Origin of the sequence: Tepidibacillus decaturensis (assembly GCF_001561915.1) — a bacterium.
In the GTDB taxonomy this organism is placed as follows: domain Bacteria; phylum Bacillota; class Bacilli; order Tepidibacillales; family Tepidibacillaceae; genus Tepidibacillus_B; species Tepidibacillus_B infernus.
Genome location: NZ_LSKU01000001.1, coordinates 1,308,116 through 1,324,704 on the forward strand (window position 1 = coordinate 1,308,116; position 16,589 = coordinate 1,324,704).

The window sequence follows — 16,589 nt, forward strand, 5'->3', positions numbered from 1 at the left end:
CCCTTAAATGACAAATGGAAGAAAGTTAACTTTCTTAATCTTTAAAAAAAGGAGCAGTGGTTTGCTCCCTTTTTCTATACGTTAACATCTAATTTTTTTAAAGCTTGTCGAGCTGCCTGTTGTTCAGATTCTTTTTTGCTTTTACCAATCCCATGGCCGTATACCTTTCCTTCAATTTGTACTTCAGAATGAAATTCACGATCATGAGCAGGGCCAATTTCTTCAACAATTTGATATACGATATTTCCTAAGTTATCATGCTGAACAAGCTCCTGTAATTGACTTTTGTAATCATGAACAAGAAAAAAGTCACCGTGATCAATCTTAGGAAATACGTACCTCTCTAAAAATTGTTTTACTGATTCGATTCCTTGATCCAAATAAAGAGCACCAATAAAGGATTCAAATACATCTGCAAGTAATGCAGGGCGAGCCCTTCCTCCAGTCAATTCCTCGCCTTTTCCAAGTAAGATATAGTCCCCGAAATGAAGGAATTCTGCAAAGTCTACTAAAGAAGATTCACAAACGATTGCAGCCCTTAGCTTCGTCATTTCTCCCTCTTTCATCTTTGGAAACTTATGAAAAAGATAGTCGGATACCGTAAGTTCTAATACTGCATCACCCAAATATTCTAAACGTTCATTATCTTGTAAATTACGATTACGATGTTCATTCACATAAGAGGAATGGGTAAAAGCCTGCCTCAAGATTTGGGTATTATGAAAAGAAATACCCAAATCTTCTTGAAGCAGTTTAAAATCTCTTGCCACTATTGTCACCACCAAGTTCCTATTCTTGATATTTTTTCATAATAATCGTTGCATTATGACCACCAAATCCTAGTGAGTTGGATAGTGCAACTTTAATTTCTTGTTTTCTATATTCATTGGGTACGTAATCAAGGTCACATTCAGGATCTCTTGTTTCATAGTTAATCGTTGGCGGTATGATTCCATTTTGTAGGGCTAGCGCCATCGCAATCGCTTCAACTGCTCCAGCAGCCCCTAATAAATGTCCTGTTACAGATTTTGTCGAACTTATAGCCAGTTTATAAGCATACTCTCCAAATGCTGCTTTAATCGCCATGGTTTCAAATTTATCATTCAATTCAGTCGAAGTTCCATGAGCATTAATGTAGTCTACTTCTTCAGGTTGAATATTCGCCCTTCTTAAAGCCATTTTCATTGCTCTAGCTGCACCTTCTCCACCAGGAGCAGGACTTGTTAAATGATAGGCATCTCCAGTAGCACCATAGCCAATCACTTCAGCATAAATTTTTGCTCCACGACTTAAAGCATGATCTAATGATTCTAAAATCAGAACTCCTGCTCCTTCACTCATGACAAAGCCATCTCGATCTTTATCAAAAGGGCGACTTGCTTTTTTTGGATCCTCATTTCGTGTAGAAAGAGCCTTCATAGAAGCAAAACCGCCGATCGCTAATGGGGTAATGGTTGCTTCAGTTCCGCCAGTAATCATGACATCTGCATCCCCACGTTGAATCATCAAATACGCATCTCCGATCGCATGGGTTCCAGTTGCACATGCAGAAACAGGTGCACTGTTTGGTCCTTTTGCTCCTGTAAATATAGAAACCTGTCCAGATGCCATATTACCTATTAACATAGGAATAAAAAATGGACTAATTCGTTTTGGACCTTTCTCCAGCATGACTTTATGTTGTTCTTCTATTGTTTTTAACCCACCAATACCAGAGCCGATATAAACGCCCACATGATCTGCGTTTGTATCATCTATCACTAAATTTGCATCATTAATTGCCATTTTTGATGCAGCGATAGCAAATTGAGTAAAACGATCCATCCTTTTCGTCTCTTTTTTATCGATATATTCTTCAGGATTAAAATCCTTTACTTCCCCTGCAAATTTAATTGTAAAATCAGCAGTGTCAAATTGAGTAATATAATCAATCCCTGAATTGCCATGAATCAAGTTATGCCAAAATAAGTCGATATGATTCCCAATAGGAGAAACGACTCCCATACCAGTTACAACGACACGTTTATCCATTATTACACCCCTTATGACGCTGTTTAAGGAAAAGAAAGTTATACATTCTTTATTGAGAAGAAAGTCCCGGAAGTTCGGGACTTTATGTTGTACTTACTGATGAGCTTTAATATAATCTACAACTTCTCCTACTTTGGAGATTTTTTCTGCATCTTCATCAGAAATTTCTATCTCAAACTCATCTTCTAACTCCATCACTAATTCTACAATGTCTAATGAATCAGCGCCAAGATCATCTTTAAATGAAGACTCAAGTTTTACCTCTTCTTCATCAACTCCCAGACGATCTACAATAATTTTCTTTACACGATCAAATATATCTGCCACGATCGTTCACCTCCTCTCCAGTATTATACGAAAATGATTAGGAAAAAACTAGTCACATGACCATTCCACCATCTACATGCAACACTTGTCCAGTCATATAGCTAGCATCCTCAGATACCAAAAATCTGACAACTTTTGCTACATCTTTGGCTGAACCAAGACGAGCTAATGGGATTTGCGATAATAGTTGTGTTCGAATCTCCTCTTTTAGAGAAGCGGTCATATCTGTCTCGATAAAACCTGGGGCTACCGCATTAACAGTAATTCCTCTAGATGCAAACTCTCGGGCCAATGTCTTAGTCAACCCAATTACCCCTGCTTTTGCAGCGACATAGTTCGCCTGTCCCGGATTACCAAGAACACCGACAACTGAAGAAATATTGATGATTCTTCCTTCTCTTTGTTTCATCATTTGCCTAGACACAGCTTTACTTAACAAGAAGACACTTTTTAGATTGGTATCGATGACAGTGTCCCAATCCTCTACTTTCATTCTCATAATTAAGTTGTCCCTAGTAATACCAGCGTTATTTACAAGTATATCAATTTTACCGAATTTGGTTAAAGTCAGATTTACCATATTTTCTACATCATCAGGGTTAGACACATCAGCTTGTACCACTAATGCTACTCTTCCTAACTCCTTTACGAGCTCTGCTACTTCCTCAGCTCTTTCTCTATTTCCCATGTAATTGATAACCACATTGGCTCCTGCTTCTGCTAAAACTAATGCAATCTCTCTACCAATTCCCCGAGAAGCGCCAGTTACAATAGCCACTTTAGAATTCAGCATTGGATTGCCCCCTTTATTTTAAACTATTTTTAAAGTTTTCAAATGAAGTAATATCTTCAATCGAATAAGTTTGTATTTGGTTATTAATCTTCTTCACTAATCCTGTTAGTACTTTTCCAGGACCCACTTCAACAAATGTATCAATTCCTTGGTCGATCATCCATTCGATTGAATCAGTCCATAAAACAGGGGACACCACTTGTTCTACTAAATGGTGTTTGATTGTTACAGGATTGGTCTCAGGTTTGCCTGTTACATTCATGACAACTGGAACTATTGGTTCCACTATTTTTGTTTCATTTAAGTAAGATTGTAATTTTTCTTTCGCAGGTTTCATCAAGCGGGAATGGAATGGACCACTCACTGCTAGGGGGATTACTCTTCTTGCTCCCTTTGCTTTTGCTTCTTGGCTAGCCATTTCAACCCCGGTTTTACTTCCGGAGATGACAATCTGATTTGGTGTATTTAGATTAGCTAATTCCACAACATGGCCTTTTTCTGTTATTTCACGGCAGACTTGATCTAATTCATTTTTTTCCATTCCCATAATGGCTGCCATTGTACCTTCCCCATTTGGAACGGCTTCTTCCATCCATTGGCCCCGTTTCTTAACTGCCTGCAAAGCATCTTTAAAAGATATACCCTCTGCTGCTGTTAAGGCACTATACTCTCCTAAACTATGCCCAGCAACAAAATCTGGTCTTACTCCCATCTCTTTGACTACATTCCATATCGCTAAGCTAGCAGTAAGGATTGCTGGTTGTGTATGGACTGTTAATCGCAAATCTTCTTCTGGTCCATTAAACATCAATCCAGATAAAGAATAACCCAGCCATTCATCGGCTTGTTTAAACGTTTCCCTAGCACTTGGGTATTCTTTATAAAACTCGGATCCCATCCCTACATATTGGGAACCTTGCCCTGGAAAAATGATCGCTATTTTTTGCATTTAAATCCTCCTTACTTTTGCTCAAACCATTTTAGAAGGGTTGCTCCCCATGTTAAACCGGCTCCAAAGGCAACGAGCAAGACATAGTCGCCATGCTTGATTCTCTTTTCTTGTAAAGCTTCATCCAAGGCAACCGGAATCGAGGCAGAAGACATATTGCCATAACGATCTAGGTTAACAACGACTTTGTCGCGGTCTAATTCTAAGCGTTGTACAGCATAGTCAATGATTCTTAAATTCGCTTGATGGGGTACAAGAAAATCAATATCTTCTTTGTTTAGACCAGCTTTTTCAATTACACGCATTGGGGATTGTTCCATCGTTTTAACTGCAAATTTAAAAACTTCGCTACCTGCCATCTGAATATAATGTAATTTTTGCTGTACAGTTTCATCGGAGGAAGGCATTCTTGAACCACCTGCTGGTAATTTTAACAAACTACCACCTGAACCATCGGAGCCTAATTCAAAGGATAGAAAACCATACCCTTCTTCGACAGGACCAAGGACTGCTGCTCCAGCACCATCACCAAATAAAACGCAAGTATTTCGATCTGTATAATCTGTAATTTTAGATAATGTTTCTACGCCCACAACAAGAACATATTGATAAGTACCTGATTTAATAAATTGAGAACCTGTGGATAAACCATAAATGAAGCCTGAACAACCTGCTGCTAAATCAAAAGCTGCCGCTCGATTAGCCCCTAATTTATCTTGCAAAATATTAGAAGTTGAAGGAAAAGAAGTGTCAGGTGTTACCGTTGCGACAATGATTAAATCTAATTGTTCTGGTGTTATGTTTGCTCTTTCTAAAGCTAGCTTTGCAGCTTCATAAGCTAAATCAGACGAAGCTTGCTCTTTGGAAGCGATTCTTCTTTCTCTAATTCCTGTTCTTGAGACGATCCACTCATTATTGGTGTCTACCATTTTTTCTAAATCAAAATTTGTTAACACTTTTTCTGGAACATACGAACCTATACCTAAAATTCCAACACTATTTGTCATCATTTTGATTCTCCACCCCTTTTGCAATTTCTTGCTCAATTTTTTCGATTACTTGATTTTTCAAAAATAATCTAGCTTGTCGGACAGCATTCATAATCGCTTTGCTATCTGATGAGCCATGTGCTTTTATAAAAGCACCATTCACTCCGAGAAGCGGAGCTCCTCCTACTTCGGAATAATCCAACTTTTTCTTGAAATTCTTAAGTCCTGGTTTCAGTATCGCAGCTGCTAATTTTGTTAATGTGTTATGCATAAATTCCTTTTTTAGCAATTGAAAAACAGTACTAGCAACACCCTCTGTTGTTTTAAGAAGAATGTTCCCAGAAAAGCCATCAGTAATCAGCACATCACATACGCCATTTAAAACATCCCTTGCTTCCACATTTCCGACAAACTGGACTGAAAGTGCTTTTAAGAGTGGGAATGTTTTTTTTGTCAGTTCATTTCCTTTCGTATCCTCTGTACCAACATTTAATAATCCTATTCTCGGATTTTGTATGCCTAAAACTTGTTCTGAATAAATTTTTCCCATTACAGCATATTGAACGAGATGTTCTGGCTTTGGATCCATGTTTGCCCCTACGTCAAGAATTAAAATTTCATTCTCACCCATTGTTGGTAAAACAGGAGCTAATGCTGGCCTTTCAATTCCTGCTAGTCTTCCTGCGATTAGTAACCCAGAAGCCATAAAGGCTCCCGTGTTACCAGCGGTAATCACTGCATCCACTTCTTTTTCTTTTACCATTCTTGATGCAACGACTAATGATGCTTCTTTTTTCTTTCTTACCGCTCTAGCTGGTTCGTCCTCAGTCAAAATCACTTCTTCCGCATGTTGAATGGTCAAGTTCTTTGGAAAGGGTTCGGTTTTCACTTTATTGATTTCTTCTGTTTTACCAACCAGGACAATCTCAATATCATTAAAACGTTTTGCGGCCTCAATTGCCCCTTCTACTGTACTCTTAGGCGCAAAATCACCGCCCATAGCATCAATCGCAATTTTCATGACGATCCTCCTATTCAAGCTATAGTCCCTTGGATCGATAAACCGTAAATTTTCCTTTAAACACAATCTCATTTCTCACAAAGGTTTCTACTTCTATTTCGCTTCGATCAAGATGTTGGTCGATCACTTTTGCTTTAGCGACAAGTCTTTCATTTAAATAAACAGGTCGAATAAAACGAATCTCAGCTTTAGCTGTTAACGCAATTTCTTCATTGATTAACGCGACAGCTAATGAATTGGCCTGTGCAAATATATAATGTCCTCTAGCAATCCCCGTTTTATTAAAAACTTGATCCTCTTGAATTTCCATCATCGAGATTCCGTATTGATCCAATTGTAAATCGAGGATTTCACCGATCACTTCATTTATTTGTAATGATTTTACATGATCATTATTCTCTTTAGCCATCGATTTTAGCCGTTCTCTTTGTTCTGGAATTCCCAGCTCCATTCGATCTAAGCGAATCGTTTGAATACTCACCTGAAACTTCTTTGCTAGTTCTTCATCAGTTATCAACGGATTTTCATCCACCACATTTTTTAATTCTTCTTGCCTTTTCTTTTTTGGAATTCGTGCGATGGCAATCACCACCTAATCTTATCACCTATTTTTAGTATCAGGTACTAATTAGTATAGTAAAAAAATACCGCTTTTTCAAGCGGTAAAGGAAAATTAAGTATAACGATTAAAATAGAAAAGCAAGAACATTGTGTCCTTGCTATCTGAGATTATTTACTTATAACTTCTTTTCCTTTGTAAGTTCCACAATTTTTACATACACGATGAGCTAATTTATACTCACCACATTGTGAGCATTTTACCATTCCTGGTACTTCCAATTTAAAATGAGTACGGCGCTTATCGCGACGGGTTTTAGAAGTTCTTCTAAAAGGTACTGCCATGAATCCCACCTCCTTGAAGAGATTAAAGTCTATACAAAATGAGTAAAATGACCATTTTATTTTACTCCGATGTATCATTTTGGTCAAACCATTTTGCTAAATCTGCTAACCTAGGATCAACCTTCTCCTGTTTACATTCACATGTTCTCTCATTTAAGTTGATTCCACAGGTTGGACAAAGTCCTTTACATTCCTCATGACAAACCAGGACATAAGGAGTATTTAACAATACATTTTCTTGGACAACAGCAGTTACATCGATTTCATCACTCTGTAAGATATGAATCCTCTCATCGTCATCGTCCCATTGTTCTTCCAAATCTTTGGGTAAAAAGACCTCATCAAGTTCACTTTGCAATGGATAGTCGAAAAAGGATAAGCATCTTGAACATTGTAATGTTAATATGGTTTGGACCTGTCCTTTTAGGATGTAGATATCTGCTGTTTTATCAGCTAGAGCTGTCACTTCAACGGGTTTTATCCCCTTAATCTGGTCAATCTCTTTTGTTAAATGAGACAAATCTTCAGTATAGTGAAGTTTTAAAGGTACTTTGCTTTTATCCAGTTCCCAAGTTTTGATAATCAAGACTGTCACCTCATAAACAACAAGTTTCATTATATCTTATCATTTTTAAATTTGTCAATCATTGTTTCTTCGGTTATAATACCTTTGAAACGGGGGAATCTTATGACTACACTAGGAATTATTGTTGAATACAATCCATTCCATAATGGCCACCTTTACCATTTACAGCAAGCTAAAAAAATGATCCATCCTGAGACCACGATCGCGGTAATGTCCGGTTCTTTTGTTCAGCGTGGAGAACCTGCGATTGTGGACAAATGGACAAGAACCAAAATGGCTTTACGCCAAGGTATTGATCTTGTTATCGAACTGCCAACGATCTTTGCCATTCAATCAGCCGATTGGTTTGCATTTGGCGCGATTTCCATTCTTGAACATTTAAAGGTTGATCACTTGGTCTTTGGAAGCGAGTCAGATTCCATCTCGTCCTTATACCAGATCGCCCATGTATTATACAAGGAACCCGATTCATTCAAAAATAGAATAAAAGAAGCTCTTTCATTAGGCCATTCTTACCCAAAAGCACTATCTCTATCCTTAGAGTCATTTCTTGAACAGGATCATGTTCGATTAAAAGAACCAAATGATCTTTTGGGCCTACAATATTTGATCCAATTAAAAAAATTAAACAGTAAGATTCAAGCTCACACAATTCAAAGAAAATCGGTCCATTATCACGAACCTATGCTTAATTATTCTGATTCTTTTGCAAGTGCAACAGCGATAAGAAAAAATATTCTTTCAACCAACCGTTTGGATCAAATTGAACCCGTCGTACCTTCTAGTACCTACCATGAATTAGAACGAGAATTACAACATCAGAGAATCCATTCTTGGGATCACTTTTTCCCTTTTCTCCAATTTCTCTTAACGACTAAGTCCCATTCTCAACTAAAAGAAATACATGGTATTGAAGAAGGGATAGAGTACCGGTTAAAAGAATATGCTTTTACCTCTTCCAATTTTGAAGAATTGATTCAGTCCATCAAAACAAAACGATATACACGGACAAAACTCCAACGGATGCTCCTTCATATCTTGTTAAATGTTACAAAGGCTCAAATTGCTTCACTAGATATGAAAAAAGGTCCTAGTTATCTGCGAATCTTAGGATTTAATGAACGCGGACGTGCTTATTTAAATCGAATCAAACATCAGGTACAAGTTCCAATGATCACAAAAATCTCTCGTCATCAACCGCAAATGTTTGAAACGGATGTTCAAGCAAGTATGGTTTACGAATTAGGATTAAAAAATCGTTTACTAACAAAGTTAGAATACAAACAAAAACCTATTTTTTATTCTCCTTAGGGGATAAGCCTTGCAAATATTTTAGGGCTTCTTTTACATTAGATACGGGTACGATTGTAAGGGGATTTCCTAAGGAGCGATTTGACTCTTCAGCTTCTTTTTGGTTTATATCATCAGTAGCAATATCTTTTGGTACAAAGAAGATCTCTGCCCCCTTTTCATAAGCGGCCTTTACTTTTAAGCGAGCTCCCCCAATCTGCCCTACGGTTCCATCTGGCTGAATCGTACCTGTTCCAGCAATTTGATAACCCTTTGTGAGATCTTCCGAAGTCAATTGATTGATGATTTCTAAAGTAAACATTAAACCAGCTGAAGGTCCGCCAATATCTTCTGTGTTAAATACAACTTTTTTGGATGGGATCACTTCTCTTTCTTGAGCAGGATAAATTCCAAAACCAACTCTCCTCTCACTTTGAGATTTTGTTTCCAGATCTAAAGAGGTTTGTTGAGAAAGTTTAGCTAATTGTATTGACTTTAAGTAAGTTTTTCCTTCCCTTATAAAACGTACATCTATGTTTTCACCAGCCTTTTTCTTTTCAAGTATATGTAATAACTCCTTTACTTCTTTTATTGATTGGTGATCAACTTCGATAATTAAATCTCCTACTTTAAATATGTTTTCTGCTGGCATCCCCTTAACCACTTCCATCACGAGAATTCCTTTATTTTTTACGATTATTGGTTGGTTAATGGCTTGGAAAGCTGCAATCATTGCATCTTCTTGAGATATTTTCATCACTTGCAATTGCCTCTTCGAATAATCCTCAGGATTTTCATTTTCACCTAAAACTGCCTTTTTAGGAAGCGTCTCCATATAAGGGTCTAGATATGTATAAAGGTAATATGCCAAATTTCCTGTTCCTAGTGCAACGGTCGTTAACAAGAAATTTCCTTTTTCTTTGTATCCCCCTTGTACTTCAATCATAGGACTTAATTCCATTGCAGAACCAGGACTTGTAATAAAATAAGGTACTGGTATGTAAAATGTGAGGTAAACAAAAATAATGATAACCATTACCACCCATTGAATCCGTTTTATTTTACGCGATTGAACATTATTATTTTTTCCCATGATGATTCTCCCATTGTATTAGTGATTCCTTAATTTCTTCAATCACTTCGTTAGCTTTTCGATAACCTTCATCAATAATCTCCTTCACATTTGTAAAGGATGTCGTACTAATCTCCCCTACATTAGGGCGAATGACGTAATCGGCACTTATGATTTGTTGGTGATAGATTTGCCTTTCCATAATATCGATCGTCTGAGTTATTACATCAAAAATCGATTTTACTTTCATTTTAGCGTCAACCATCCCAACATCTACAGCGATCACAAATTCTGCCCCCATTTCTCGTACCGAATGGATAGGGACACGTTCAACAACCCCTCCATCTACAAGAAGCTGATCATTTACTCTCTCCGGAACAAAAATTCCTGGAATCGAAATACTAGCACGAACAGCTTGAGCGATTGGCCCTTTACGAAATACTTTCTTTTGGCCGTTTTCAATATCTGTGGCAACAATAGCCAAGGGAATCGGCAAATCTTCTATATTCTTCCCATGAGTAAGGATTCGTATTAATTCTTTTATCTTATCACCAGTTATCAACCCCAATTTGGGAACGGAAAAGTCTAACCAATATTTACGCTTTAAATGAATCGCTAATTTCTCAATCATGTTAATATCATTATGATTTGCAAATAAGGCACCAATTAAGCTTCCCATACTACTACCAGCAATAAAATCAATGGGAATTTGATGTTCTTGCAACACACGCAAAACCCCAATATGGGCTAATCCTCTTGCCCCTCCTGAGCCAAGGGCAATTCCGATCTTTGGTCTCATCTGTATATCACCTCTTTTTCAATCATATGCCTTTCATGTAAAGATAGTCCAGTATTCCTTCCAATAACAAAGTATGAAAGGTTGGTCTAAACGGGACAGACCTTACGTACATATGTAAAAGGAAGGTGAATGGAGGGATGCTATGAACACATCTAAAATTGGAAGTTCTCATTTAAAAACTTTAGTTTCTGGCATAGCAGCAATTTTTTTGGCCATTGCCATGGTGATGTTTCCCGATACAGCCTTTGATGCTTCTTTACAAGGCTTAAGAATTTGGTGGGATATTATTTTCCCGGCATTATTACCTTTTTTTATTACATCGGAAGTTTTATTAGGATTTGGGGTCGTTCATTTTATGGGTGTTTTATTAGAACCTTTAATGAGACCATTATTTAATGTGCCAGGCGTAGGTGCCTTTGTTTTAGCCATGGGCTTTGCATCAGGATATCCTATGGGAGCAAAACTCACAACTCGGTTAAGAGAGCAAAACATGATTACAAGAATAGAGGGAGAAAGGCTTGTGTCATTTACAAGTACCTCTGATCCACTTTTTCTCTTCGGTGCCGTTGCAATCGGCTTTTTTCATGATGTAGAATTAGGGGTTCTTATTGCACTTATTCACTACTCTTCAAGTATTCTTTTAGGTTTTATTATGCGTTTTCATGAAAGAAGCAATAAAGAGCGTATTATCATTCCAGACCGTTTACATAACCAAAGAAATATATTGGTTAAAGCTTTTAAGGCCATGCATCGGTCTAGATTAAATGATGGCCGAAAGTTAGGAAAATTACTCGGAGATGCTGTTACCTCATCCATACAAACCTTGTTAATGATCGGCGGATTTATTATGGTATTTTCCGTTATTTTATCGATTTTGACACAAATTCAATTTACAGAAATCCTTACGAAGGGCATCACTCTGTTTTTACTCCCATTAGGCATTGCACCTGAAATGTCCCAATCGATAATTTACGGTTTCTTTGAAGTCACATTAGGTGCAAAAACAGTGAGTGAAGCTTCTACAAGTATTCCAATGGTCGAAAAATTAGCGATTGTAAGCGGTATTGCTGCATGGAGTGGCATTTCTGTCCATGCTCAGATTGCTGCTATTCTGCAAAGGACAGATATTCGCTATACACCTTTTTTAATTGCAAGAATTCTTCACACACTTATCGCCTTTATGATTTCTTTTATCGTTTGGAAACCATTTCATCTTGAGCAAGCTGCAAATAGTTTGCCGACATTTATATACCAATATTCTACAAGTCAGACCTCCATTGTTTCTCTTTGGAATACCTTTACCTACCAAAGCACATTACTATTATGGTTTCTTTTTATTTTGCTTCTGTTATCTTTCTTTTCTTATTCAATCAAACGCAAACACGGTAAATAGTTTCTTTTTGCGATTGATAAAGAAGGAAGGCACCTACGTAGTTGATGCTGTAGGTGCTTTGTATTATTTCTTGGTATTGAATTTTTCCTTAAGTGCTTCTTCTACAAACTGAGGCACAAGGTCACTTACTGAACCATGATGTCGTGCGACTTCTTTTACAATACTTGAACTTAAGTAAGAATATGTGTTATTAGTCATCATAAAAAAAGTTTCAATATCATCATCAAGTTTTCGATTGATGGAAGCCATTTGCAATTCATACTCAAAATCTGAGACGGCTCTTAACCCTTTAATAATCGTATTTGCTTGTTTTAATCGCATATAATCAATCAGTAATCCATGAAAACTATCAACCTCTACATGTGGTATCCCCTTTATCGCTTCACGAATGAGTTCAACCCTTTCTTCCACTGTGAATAAAGGGTTTTTATTTGGATTAATTAGAACTGCCACTGTTACTTTATCAAAGATTTTTGCTCCTCTTTGGATAATATCTAGATGACCAAATGTCACAGGATCAAAGCTTCCTGGATAGACTGCGTGTATCAATGTTTAAACCTCCATTTATTGTATGACGATTAGATTTCATTTTGAAAAATTGTGATTCCTGTATTTCCGTAAATCGCTTTTTTAATAACTCGAAAATGGTCAATTCGTTCAGCTAACTCTACTTTACTATCGTGTTCAGTAACAATAATACCATTAGAATTGATCAAAGTGTATTCATAAAATGTATGTAATAGTTTTTCTATCATATTTAATTTGTAAGGAGGGTCAAGAAAAACCATGTCAAAATGCACTTCTCTCTTATACAATACCTTTAAAGCTCTTTCAGCCTCATTGAGATAAACTTCTGCTTGGCTAGAAAACCCAGTCGTTTCTAAATTTTGTTTGATCACTTCAATACTTTTACGATTACGATCTATAAAAATGGCGTGTTCCATTCCACGGCTTAAAGCTTCGATACCTAGCCCACCTGTACCAGCAAATAAATCTAACACATCCCCCCATTTATATAGGGATAAATCATATTAAAAATGGATTCCTTTACCTTATCTGTAGTTGGTCTCGTATGGGTTCCTGGGACAGGCTTTAAGAATCTTCCCTTCGCTTGGCCAGCTATGACTCTCATGAAATCACTCTTTCCTTATACAGTAAAAAAATTATTTTTTCAGGTATAATATTCCCATTTTCGGTAATCCTAGTATTAGCAATACAAATGGTATTGCAGACAACCGCGGAGAAGACTTACGTTTCCCCATAAGCTCTTCCTCCGGTTTCTCCTCTCCCATTTCGTTGATGCACCTTGCGTGCATTAACCCCACAGAGGCTTTTTTTCTCTGTGGGATTTTTTTAATTGGAGAAAGTATAACTTTCTTTTCATTATATTATAATGGATAATGGGTCCACGCAAAAGTAATCGGAATACGCTTCGAAGGAGGTCGTCACTTTTGTGGGTTTTCTTTACTAGCTATCAACTGTCTTTTTCTGAAACAAGCCTAATAATTCAATTTCTTTTTTTAACCTACTCCATTTTTCTTGTTTCCATAGGTCTTCATTTTGAATCAATTGTTCTGCATCTTTTCTAGCAACTTCTAATGTACGGTAATCCTCTATCAGATCAGCAAGTTTAAAATTAGGTACTCCACTTTGTTTTACACCAAAAAAGTCACCAGGCCCTCGTAATTCCAAATCTCTTCTCGCAATTTCAAAACCATCATTTGTTTCTATCATGACTTTCATCCGTTCTTTACCTGTTTCTGATTTAGGATCAGCCAACAAAATACAATAGGATTGTTCAGAACCTCTTCCTACTCTTCCTCTTAATTGGTGCAATTGGGCTAATCCAAATCTCTCTGCATCATAAATGACCATAAGCGTTGCATTAGGAACGTTAACTCCAACTTCTACCACAGTTGTTGAAACCAAGACTTGAATCTGATTCATACTGAATCCTAACATGATTTCATCTTTTTCTTTAGGATGCAATCTCCCATGCATAAGTCCTATTTGATATTGCGGGAAATGTTGAATAAGTGCCGCATGAATGTCGATCGCATTTTGAACATCTAACTTATCTGATTCCTCAATTAAGGGGCAAATGACATAAGCTTGTCTACCTTGATTGATTTGTTTTTCCATAAAATCTAAGACTCGCGGAAACGTATCCGGTTTTACCCAATAAGTCTCAATTTTCTTCCTACCTGCTGGGTATTCATCGATCGTAGAAACATCCATATCCCCAAAAGCGGTAATGGCTAATGTTCTAGGTATTGGTGTCGCTGTCATATAAAGAACATCAGGCGTCTTTTCATCCCCTTTTTTCCTTAATAAGGCCCTTTGTTCTACTCCAAATCGGTGCTGTTCATCGGTAATCACCAAACCAAGTTTGTGAAATTGAACATCTTCTTGTATCAAAGCATGTGTACCCACTATGACATCGATCATCCCCATTTGTAACTGCCCCAGCATTTGGTGCCGTTGTTTTTCTGTCAATTTACCTGTCAATAAGCCAATTTCAACACCAAAAGGGGTAAGAATCTCTTTTAATGAATCCAAATGTTGTTCAGCCAATATTTCTGTAGGAACCATTAACGCTCCTTGGTAGCCAGTTAAAAAATTTGCATATAAGGTAATGGCAGCCACAACTGTTTTCCCAGACCCAACATCCCCCTGAAGTAATCGATTCATTGCATAGGATTGAGACATATCATGTAAAATTTCTTTTAACACCCTTTTTTGCGATTGAGTAAGCTCAAAAGGAAGGGTTTTGATCAACGGGATGAGTTGCTGCAGATCGATATTTCTTTCTATCCCTTCCCAATTTTCTCGGTTCATTTTTTTAAAAAGTTGAAGGCTTATTTGATAGAATAAAAGTTCATCATATACAAGTCTTCTTCGAGCAAGTTTTCCATCCTGAGTGTTTTTGGGAAAATGAATCGCTTGATATGCCTCGCGTAACGTATACAATTTGTACTGATCGATGATATCCTGTGGAAGATATTCTTCGATTGCTAGGCCAAACTGTTGTAAGCTTTGCATCATGATTTTTCGAAATCCCTGTTGATTCATATTTGTTGGTATGGTGTAGAAAGGTAAAAGATTCCCTTTTTTTGTACTAACCGCCCTGTCCAAAAACTCTGATTCACTTACTGTGATTTGTAATCGATACTTATCCCACTTACCAGTTAGGAGAATTGGACGTCCTGCTTTCAATTGATTTTTCAAAAAAGCTCTGTTAAACCAAGTTGCAGTAATGACAAATTGGTCAACAACGACGCGAACAGATACTATATTTTTTTTATTTGGTAGTCGTTTTAATAAAGGGTCACTATAAATCTTCCCTTCTATCGTGACCTTATCCCCGTGTGAAACTTCTGTGATTTTTTTTACACCATAGTCTTCATAACGATAAGGAAAATATTGGAATAAATCTTTAACCGTACGTATACCCATACCTAAAAGATCATCTGCTTTTTGCTTTCCTATTCCTTTTACACCAACTACTTCTTGTTGTAATGGATCGATACTCATTTCTTTTTGTGTAAAGGTGCTCCAAAAATTTCTACTTCAAATTTTCTTGCGGTTGGTGTAGCTGCTAAACCACCTAAAGCAGTCTCTTTTAAAGGCATCGGCATAGTGCAGCCAATACGATACATGGTTTCAATCACTTCATCTGGCGGAATCACACTTTGGATTCCTGCCAATGCCATATCAGCTGCAATCATTGCATTTGCAGCTCCCATCGCATTTCTTTTCACACAAGGAACTTCAACAAGACCCGCTACAGGATCGCAGGTTAAACCTAGCATATTTTTCAATGCAATAGCTAATGCATTGGCTGATTGGGTTGGTGTACCTCCTGCCATTTCAACCACAGCGGCTGCAGCCATTGCTGTAGCTGAACCGACCTCTGCTTGGCAACCTCCTGCTGCTCCAGAAATAAAGGCATTGTTTGCAATGACTAATCCGATCGCCCCTGCTGTAAATAATGCATGAACCATTTCTTCTTCTGAAGAATGCAAATTTTTTGCGGAAGCAAAAATCGTTCCAGGTAAAATCCCTACTGAACCAGCCGTCGGAGTTGCGACAATCGTTCCCATGGAAGCATTTACCTCTGAGGTAGCCACAGATTTACTTACCGCTTCAAGAATCGTTGAACCTGAGAGATAATGGCCATTTGCCAGATATTGAGCAAGTTTTTTCCCATCTCCACCACTTAAGCCACTTCGCGATTTTATTTCTTCTGTTAAGCCTTTTGCAATTGCGTCACGCATCACATATAAACTATTTCTCATTTGTTCAACGATATCTTCCTTAGATCGATTGTGTATTTCCATCTCCGTTTCGATCATGATCTCCGAAATTTTCTTATTTTGTGATTCGGCCAATTCTACAAGTTGAGTAATAGATGTAAATTTCATTTGTCGTTTCCT

Annotated in this window: 17 protein-coding genes and 1 pseudogene; 2 read left to right on the forward strand and 16 right to left on the reverse strand. The window is 37.4% G+C overall.

Translation table 11 applies throughout. From position 1 onward, the window contains the following. Positions 1-74 precede the first annotated feature (74 nt). The 10 genes from rnc to U473_RS06390 form a co-directional block, all read right to left on the reverse strand. Entirely contained in the window at positions 75-779 is a 705-nt protein-coding gene (gene rnc, locus U473_RS06345) for a ribonuclease III (RefSeq protein ID WP_399168416.1), read from the reverse strand. A gap of 10 nt (positions 780-789) precedes the next feature. Next, the gene (fabF, locus tag U473_RS06350) at positions 790-2,031 is read right to left on the reverse strand and encodes a beta-ketoacyl-ACP synthase II (RefSeq protein ID WP_068724501.1); all 1,242 of its coding nucleotides are present in this window, start codon (positions 2,029-2,031) and stop codon (positions 790-792) included. A 93-nt stretch (positions 2,032-2,124) separates the two neighbouring features. Next, a complete protein-coding gene (gene acpP / locus U473_RS06355) occupies positions 2,125-2,358 on the reverse strand; it encodes an acyl carrier protein (RefSeq protein WP_068724502.1) in 234 nt (77 codons plus the stop codon). 52 nt (positions 2,359-2,410) lie between these two features. Then, positions 2,411-3,151 carry a 3-oxoacyl-[acyl-carrier-protein] reductase gene (gene fabG / locus U473_RS06360; RefSeq protein ID WP_068724504.1) on the reverse strand — a complete coding sequence of 247 codons (741 nt, stop codon included), beginning with the start codon at positions 3,149-3,151 and terminating at the stop codon, positions 2,411-2,413. A gap of 13 nt (positions 3,152-3,164) precedes the next feature. Continuing rightward, on the reverse strand, positions 3,165-4,100 hold the full coding sequence (gene fabD / locus U473_RS06365) for an ACP S-malonyltransferase (protein WP_068724507.1): 936 nt from the start codon (positions 4,098-4,100) through the stop codon (positions 3,165-3,167). 11 nt (positions 4,101-4,111) lie between these two features. Next, positions 4,112-5,110 carry a beta-ketoacyl-ACP synthase III gene (locus tag U473_RS06370; protein WP_321164151.1) on the reverse strand — a complete coding sequence of 333 codons (999 nt, stop codon included), beginning with the start codon at positions 5,108-5,110 and terminating at the stop codon, positions 4,112-4,114. Next, positions 5,097-6,110 carry a phosphate acyltransferase PlsX gene (gene plsX, locus U473_RS06375; RefSeq protein ID WP_068724509.1) on the reverse strand — a complete coding sequence of 338 codons (1,014 nt, stop codon included), beginning with the start codon at positions 6,108-6,110 and terminating at the stop codon, positions 5,097-5,099. Before plsX ends, U473_RS06370 begins: the two co-directional genes overlap by 14 nt. A 19-nt stretch (positions 6,111-6,129) precedes the next feature. After that, positions 6,130-6,702 (reverse strand): transcription factor FapR, encoded by a 573-nt coding sequence (gene fapR / locus U473_RS06380; protein WP_068724511.1) that lies wholly within the window; start codon positions 6,700-6,702, stop codon positions 6,130-6,132. Between the two features lie 137 nt (positions 6,703-6,839). Continuing rightward, entirely contained in the window at positions 6,840-7,013 is a 174-nt protein-coding gene (rpmF, locus tag U473_RS06385) for a 50S ribosomal protein L32 (RefSeq protein ID WP_068724514.1), read from the reverse strand. 61 nt (positions 7,014-7,074) lie between these two features. After that, on the reverse strand, positions 7,075-7,599 hold the full coding sequence (locus U473_RS06390; protein WP_068724516.1) for a YceD family protein: 525 nt from the start codon (positions 7,597-7,599) through the stop codon (positions 7,075-7,077). A 102-nt stretch (positions 7,600-7,701) separates the two neighbouring features. On the opposite strand from U473_RS06390, the gene U473_RS06395 reads away from it, so the two are divergent. Then, positions 7,702-8,910, forward strand: coding sequence for a nucleotidyltransferase (locus U473_RS06395; RefSeq protein WP_068724519.1), 1,209 nt, complete (start codon positions 7,702-7,704; stop codon positions 8,908-8,910). On the opposite strand, the gene U473_RS06400 is transcribed toward U473_RS06395, so the two are convergent. Further along, positions 8,891-9,982, reverse strand: a complete 1,092-nt coding sequence (locus U473_RS06400) for a SepM family pheromone-processing serine protease (RefSeq protein WP_068724521.1) — start codon at positions 9,980-9,982, stop codon at positions 8,891-8,893. The genes U473_RS06395 and U473_RS06400 overlap by 20 nt on opposite strands. Next, entirely contained in the window at positions 9,969-10,760 is a 792-nt protein-coding gene (locus U473_RS06405; RefSeq protein WP_068724523.1) for a patatin-like phospholipase family protein, read from the reverse strand. The genes U473_RS06400 and U473_RS06405 overlap by 14 nt, the downstream gene beginning before the upstream one ends. A 142-nt stretch (positions 10,761-10,902) precedes the next feature. On the opposite strand from U473_RS06405, the gene ylbJ reads away from it, so the two are divergent. After that, positions 10,903-12,153 (forward strand): sporulation integral membrane protein YlbJ, encoded by a 1,251-nt coding sequence (gene ylbJ / locus U473_RS06410; RefSeq protein WP_068724526.1) that lies wholly within the window; start codon positions 10,903-10,905, stop codon positions 12,151-12,153. Between the two features lie 63 nt (positions 12,154-12,216). On the opposite strand, the gene coaD is transcribed toward ylbJ, so the two are convergent. The 4 genes and pseudogenes from coaD to sdaAA all read right to left on the reverse strand — a co-directional run bounded on the left by coaD (position 12,217) and on the right by sdaAA (position 16,577). Beyond that, positions 12,217-12,702: a pantetheine-phosphate adenylyltransferase gene (gene coaD / locus U473_RS06415; RefSeq protein WP_068724528.1), complete on the reverse strand. Its 486-nt coding sequence runs from the start codon at positions 12,700-12,702 to the stop codon at positions 12,217-12,219. A 29-nt stretch (positions 12,703-12,731) separates the two neighbouring features. After that, positions 12,732-13,285: pseudogene (rsmD, locus tag U473_RS06420) on the reverse strand (16S rRNA (guanine(966)-N(2))-methyltransferase RsmD). Positions 13,286-13,620: 335 nt separating this feature from the next. Next, the gene (gene recG, locus U473_RS06425; protein WP_068724530.1) at positions 13,621-15,687 is read right to left on the reverse strand and encodes an ATP-dependent DNA helicase RecG; all 2,067 of its coding nucleotides are present in this window, start codon (positions 15,685-15,687) and stop codon (positions 13,621-13,623) included. After that, on the reverse strand, positions 15,684-16,577 hold the full coding sequence (sdaAA, locus tag U473_RS06430) for an L-serine ammonia-lyase, iron-sulfur-dependent, subunit alpha (protein WP_068724533.1): 894 nt from the start codon (positions 16,575-16,577) through the stop codon (positions 15,684-15,686). The genes recG and sdaAA overlap by 4 nt, the downstream gene beginning before the upstream one ends. Positions 16,578-16,589 lie beyond the last annotated feature (12 nt).

Excerpts from the sequence above, each read along its gene's own strand:
- U473_RS06405 (WP_068724523.1), bottom strand. The coding sequence starts at position 10,760 with ATGAGACCAAAGATCGGAATTGCCCTTGGCTCAGGAGGGGCAAGAGGA.
- fabG (WP_068724504.1), bottom strand. The coding sequence starts at position 3,151 with ATGCTGAATTCTAAAGTGGCTATTGTAACTGGCGCTTCTCGGGGAATT.
- sdaAA (WP_068724533.1), bottom strand. The coding sequence starts at position 16,577 with ATGAAATTTACATCTATTACTCAACTTGTAGAATTGGCCGAATCACAA.
- rpmF (WP_068724514.1), bottom strand. The coding sequence starts at position 7,013 with ATGGCAGTACCTTTTAGAAGAACTTCTAAAACCCGTCGCGATAAGCGC.
- fabD (WP_068724507.1), bottom strand. The coding sequence starts at position 4,100 with ATGCAAAAAATAGCGATCATTTTTCCAGGGCAAGGTTCCCAATATGTA.
- plsX (WP_068724509.1), bottom strand. The coding sequence starts at position 6,110 with ATGAAAATTGCGATTGATGCTATGGGCGGTGATTTTGCGCCTAAGAGT.
- recG (WP_068724530.1), bottom strand. The coding sequence starts at position 15,687 with ATGAGTATCGATCCATTACAACAAGAAGTAGTTGGTGTAAAAGGAATA.
- ylbJ (WP_068724526.1), top strand. The coding sequence starts at position 10,903 with ATGAACACATCTAAAATTGGAAGTTCTCATTTAAAAACTTTAGTTTCT.
- U473_RS06400 (WP_068724521.1), bottom strand. The coding sequence starts at position 9,982 with ATGGGAAAAAATAATAATGTTCAATCGCGTAAAATAAAACGGATTCAA.
- U473_RS06395 (WP_068724519.1), top strand. The coding sequence starts at position 7,702 with ATGACTACACTAGGAATTATTGTTGAATACAATCCATTCCATAATGGC.
- fabF (WP_068724501.1), bottom strand. The coding sequence starts at position 2,031 with ATGGATAAACGTGTCGTTGTAACTGGTATGGGAGTCGTTTCTCCTATT.
- U473_RS06370 (WP_321164151.1), bottom strand. The coding sequence starts at position 5,110 with ATGATGACAAATAGTGTTGGAATTTTAGGTATAGGTTCGTATGTTCCA.